Origin of the sequence: Herbaspirillum lusitanum P6-12, from assembly GCF_000256565.1 — a bacterium.
Classification (GTDB): domain Bacteria; phylum Pseudomonadota; class Gammaproteobacteria; order Burkholderiales; family Burkholderiaceae_D; genus Herbaspirillum; species Herbaspirillum lusitanum.
The window spans coordinates 1-4,782 of sequence record NZ_AJHH01000345.1; the positions used below are offsets into that span (position 1 = coordinate 1).

Annotated in this window: 7 protein-coding genes and 1 pseudogene; all 8 read right to left on the reverse strand. The window is 57.8% G+C overall.

Annotated elements, in window-relative coordinates:
• On the reverse strand, nucleotides 1-246 hold a 246-nt coding region (locus HLUSI_RS28100; protein ID WP_016834031.1), incomplete at its 3' end, for an Hsp70 family protein.
• A gap of 7 nt (nucleotides 247-253) precedes the next feature.
• Entirely contained in the window at nucleotides 254-874 is a 621-nt protein-coding gene (locus HLUSI_RS0110985) for a LysE family translocator (protein WP_016834032.1), read from the reverse strand.
• Between the two features lie 6 nt (nucleotides 875-880).
• Nucleotides 881-1,396, reverse strand: coding sequence for a Fe-S protein assembly co-chaperone HscB (gene hscB / locus HLUSI_RS0110990; protein WP_016834033.1), 516 nt, complete (start codon nucleotides 1,394-1,396; stop codon nucleotides 881-883).
• A 210-nt stretch (nucleotides 1,397-1,606) separates the two neighbouring features.
• A complete protein-coding gene (gene iscA, locus HLUSI_RS0110995) occupies nucleotides 1,607-1,930 on the reverse strand; it encodes an iron-sulfur cluster assembly protein IscA (RefSeq protein ID WP_016834034.1) in 324 nt (107 codons plus the stop codon).
• A 39-nt stretch (nucleotides 1,931-1,969) separates the two neighbouring features.
• Nucleotides 1,970-2,374, reverse strand: coding sequence for a Fe-S cluster assembly scaffold IscU (gene iscU, locus HLUSI_RS0111000; protein ID WP_016834035.1), 405 nt, complete (start codon nucleotides 2,372-2,374; stop codon nucleotides 1,970-1,972).
• A 63-nt stretch (nucleotides 2,375-2,437) separates the two neighbouring features.
• Complete coding sequence (locus HLUSI_RS0111005; protein ID WP_016834036.1) at nucleotides 2,438-3,691, reverse strand: IscS subfamily cysteine desulfurase; 1,254 nt, start codon at nucleotides 3,689-3,691, stop codon at nucleotides 2,438-2,440.
• A 15-nt stretch (nucleotides 3,692-3,706) separates the two neighbouring features.
• A complete protein-coding gene (iscR, locus tag HLUSI_RS0111010) occupies nucleotides 3,707-4,210 on the reverse strand; it encodes a Fe-S cluster assembly transcriptional regulator IscR (protein WP_029363393.1) in 504 nt (167 codons plus the stop codon).
• A gap of 188 nt (nucleotides 4,211-4,398) precedes the next feature.
• A pseudogene (locus HLUSI_RS0111015) lies at nucleotides 4,399-4,782 on the reverse strand (hypothetical protein); the annotation flags it as partial.

Below are 4,782 nucleotides of genomic sequence, written 5' to 3' on the forward strand. Positions count from 1 at the left end.
GGTGTTCTTCGGGTCGACGGTCTGCGCGGCTTGCGCCTTGTAGCCGATGTTGGCGTGACCGTTGGGCAGGTAACGCACCACCGACGGCAACAGGCTGCGGCCTTCTTCATCGCTGAGGACTTCGGGGATGCTGTTGCGCACGGTGGCGACCAGCGAATTGGTAGTGCCGAGATCGATGCCGACCGCCAGCCGATGCTGGTGCGGCGCGGTGGACATGCCCGGTTCGGAGATTTGGAGAAGAGCCATAGTCGATTTATTCCGGCAAGGCGATGCGGATACCAAGTCCCACAAACGCACAGCCGGCAAGCCTGTTCAAATAGAGAGCGGCACGCGCCTGACGCTTGAAATAGGCGCCGACGATGCCGGAGAAAAATGCAATCGCGCTGAAGATCGCCAGCGCCTGGAGAATGAACACCACCGCCAGCAACAGCATCTGCCAGGCCACATGACCGGCTTGCACGTTGACGAATTGCGGCAGGAAGGCGATGAAAAACAGCGTCACCTTGGGATTGAGGATGTTGGCGATCACGCTTTGCCAGTAAATGCGCGACAGGCCAAGGCTGACCGGCGTCATGGTCGCGTCCATCGACATCGAGGCAGCCGAGCGCAAGGTGCGGATGCCGAGATACACCAGATAGGCGGCGCCGGCATATTGCAAGGCGTGATAGGCGGCCGGGTATGCCTTGATGATCGCAGCGAAACCCAGCACCGCCAGCAAGGTATGGAAGAACAATCCGGAAGAGAAACCGAGTGCGGCCACCAGCCCGGCCTTCCTGCCCTGCGCGATGCCGCGCGTGAGCACGTAAATATTGTCAGGCCCCGGCGCCAGGGTCAGCATCATCGCGGCGGCAAGAAACAGGAATACGTCAGGCATGGCGCATCAACCTTCGATCAGGGCGAAAGCGTTGCCGATCTCTTCGCCGAATTTTTCAAGGAACATCAACTGGCGCACCAGCTGCGCGGCGCCGGCAAAGTCGTCGGCGTCGAGCAGTGTTTCGATGCGGGCGACGGCATCTTTTTTTGCACCGCGCAAGGCGCCGTCGAGCTGCTCAAGGGCGTCGATATTCTTGCCTGCGCGTGCATCATCAAGTTCTTCGCGCCACTCCATTTGCTGCATCAGGAATGCGGGCGGCATGGCGGTGTTGGATTCGGTTTCGAGATCGACGCCGTTGAGCTCACACAAGTAGGTGGCGCGCTTGAGGGGATTCCTGAGGGTCTGGTAGGCTTCGTTGGCGCGCGTGGCCCATTGCATGGCGACGCGCTTTTCTGCGCCAGTCGCATGGGCGAACTTGTCTGGATGGGCCTGGTTCTGCACTCCGTGGTACGCCTTTTCCAGCGCAGTCAGATCGACGGCAAAGCGTTGCGGCAATTGGAAAAGTGCGAAATGATTTTGCATACGTTGTGCAAACGGGGAGCGGATGGGTAAAAATAAAAAGCCTGTTCGAACTTCAACAGGCTTGGCAGAACAACGCTTCAGAGGCTATCGCTACGACTATTCTGGCTAAGCACGGCACTACATTTGCACATCAATTGGTTCGCAGACCTGTTCAGATGTTTTCGCCGAGGATGCCGATCCCGGCGCCTCGACATGCAAACTCAATCCCGATCAGATACGGAAGCTTTCACCGCAGCCGCACTCATCCTTCATGTTCGGATTCTGGAACTTGAAGCCTTCGTTGAGGCCTTCGCGAGCGAAGTCGAGTTCGGTGCCGTCAATGTAAGGCAAGCTCTTGGGATCGACAAAAACGCGAATGCCGCGCGATTCGAACACCTGATCTTCAGGCGTTTCCTCGTCCACATACTCCAGCTTGTAGGCCAGGCCGGAGCAGCCGGTCGTGCGCACGCCAAGGCGCAGGCCCAAGCCTTTGCCGCGGCGTTCCATATAGCGGCTGATGTGCTTTGCCGCTTTTTCAGTCAGTGTGATTGCCATGATGCTTGCCCTTCGCGTGCTTCTTGCTTACTTCTTGAATTAGGCCGCAACCTTTTGTTCAACGCTGCCGTGCTTGGCCTTGTAGTCTTGCACTGCGGCCTTGATGGCGTCTTCCGCCAGGATCGAGCAGTGGATCTTCACCGGCGGCAACGCCAGTTCTTCAGCGATCTGGGTGTTCTTGATCGACAGGGCCTGATCCAGCGTCTTGCCCTTGACCCATTCGGTCACCAGCGACGATGAGGCAATGGCCGAACCGCAGCCGTAAGTTTTGAACTTGGCATCCAGGATCACGCCGTCGGCGCCGACCTTGATCTGCAACTTCATGACGTCGCCGCAAGCGGGCGCGCCGACCATACCAGTGCCTACGGTCTCGTCGCCCTTTTCGAAGGCGCCAACGTTACGTGGGTTTTCGTAGTGATCGAGTACTTTTTCCGAGTAAGACATTTGATGCTCCTTGATGAGATCGCCACGCCATTCATATGGGGGCGGTTTTCATTTTTGCGATGTTTAGTGTGCTGCCCATTGGATCGTGCTGATGTCGATCCCGTCCTTGTACATATCCCACAGCGGCGACAGTTCACGCAACTTGCCGACCTTGCTCTTGATCAGATCAATGGTGAAGTCGATGTCTTCTTCGGTCGTGAAGCGGCCGATCGTGAAGCGAATCGAGCTGTGCGCCAGTTCGTCGCTGCGGCCCAGCGCGCGCAGCACGTAGGACGGTTCCAGGCTGGCCGAGGTGCACGCCGAACCGGACGACACCGCAATGTCCTTGATCGCCATGATCAGGGATTCGCCTTCGACGTAGTTGAAACTGACGTTCAGGTTGTGCGGCACACGATGGTCCATGTCGCCGTTGATGTAAGTTTCTTCGATCTCTTGCAAGCCCTTGGCCAAGCGATCGCGCATGGCGCGGATGTGGGCCAGTTCGGATTCCATCTCTTCGCGGGCGATGCGGAAGGCTTCGCCCATGCCGACGATCTGGTGCGTCGCCAGCGTGCCGGAGCGCAGGCCGCGCTCGTGACCGCCGCCGTGGATCTGCGCTTCAATACGCACGCGTGGTTTGCGGCGAACGTACAGCGCGCCGATGCCCTTTGGACCATAAGTCTTGTGGGCCGAGAAACTCATCAGATCGACTTTCCAGCTTTCCAGATCGATGGCAACCTTGCCGGTCGCCTGCGCTGCATCGCAATGGAAAATGATGCCCTTGGAGCGGCAGAATTCGCCGATCTCGGGAACCGGCTGGATCACGCCGATTTCATTGTTGACCAGCATGACAGAGATCAGGATGGTGTCGGGACGCACGGCGGCGGCGATCTGCTCGACGGTCACCAGGCCATTGTCCTGCGGCTGCAGGTAAGTCGCTTCGAAACCTTGACGCTCGAGTTCACGGAAAGTATCCAGCACGGCCTTGTGCTCGGTCTTGACCGTGATGATGTGCTTGCCCTTGGTCTTGTAGAACTGTGCGGCGCCCTTGATGGCCAGGTTGTTGCTCTCGGTCGCGCCGGAAGTCCAGATGATTTCGCGTGAATCCGCGTTGACCAGCTTGGCGACTTCTTCACGTGCATCTTCCACGGCCTTCTCTGCGGTCCAGCCGTACATGTGGCTGCGCGACGCAGGATTACCGAACTGCTCGCGCAGGTAGGGAATCATCTTGTCGGCCACGCGCGGGTCGACCGGCGTGGTTGCCGAATAATCCAGGTAAATTGGAAAATGCGGCGCCTTGAGGGTGTCCAACAGGCTTTTTTCCAGGGGTGCGTTCATTTGTTCTAGCTCCAATCAAACCGCTGCGTGAGGGCGGTGCATGACAACCACGCTTTGTTCGGTACCGAGGGTTCTGTGTTCCGGATGCTTCTGTTCTTTGGTGTGCTGCTGGTTGACCAGGTCTTGCAAGGAGACCGAGTCGAGATATTCGACCATCTTTTCATTGAGCGTCGACCAGAGGTCATGCGTCATGCAGCGAGTGCCGCCGGGATGGGTCACGCTGTGGCAATTTTCCTTGCCGCCGCACTGGGTTGCATCCAGGGGTTCGTCGACCGCGATGATGATGTCGGCGACCGATACGTCCGCCGCCTTGCGCGCCAGGTTATAGCCGCCGCCGGGTCCGCGCACGGACTCGACGATCTGATGGCGCCGCAATTTGCCAAACAACTGCTCGAGATATGATAAAGAAATTTCCTGTCTCTCGCTGATGGCGGACAACGTGACGGGGCCATTGCCGTGGCGCAACGCCAAGTCAATCATTGCTGTCACCGCAAAACGGCCTTTAGTAGTTAATCGCATGAACTCTCGACTCCAGAACAGTTTTCAGTCCCACTCCCTGAATTCCCGAATATTTACGTCAAGTATAGCAAACTTGAGTAATCTTGTCAGGTACTGCAAAATGCTCTTCCCGCTATGGAAAAGCAGCCTGGATTGAAAGGCGGGAAGGCATGCGGGTAAAGGTTTTTGCCCGTAAAGGAAGGCTGGAATCAGCCGAAGAATTCGCGCAGCAGGAAAGCCTGCAAGCCAGCGTTGTCCTCCACCCTGGCAGACAAAGTGACGACCCTGCCCAGCTTTTGGGAGTCAAACGTAAAGTCGCCCGTCACATTCTGCCGGATGATGGCGATCATGCTGTCCACGATCGCCTTGTCCATATCGCCATTCAAGCCGGCATCCACGGTAATGGTGCGTCGCGATTTGTTGCGCGCGTCCTTGGTCCATCCGTAGAACAGGTATTGGGAGATACGCGGTCCCTTGCTGATGATCTCGAACATGCCGTTGCTCGGTCCGCGGGCCTTGCGCGCCTGAAAGTCGATATTCGCCTGGGCGATTTCATTGGCAGAAGGCCCCTGCTCGGCCGCACGTGCGGCACC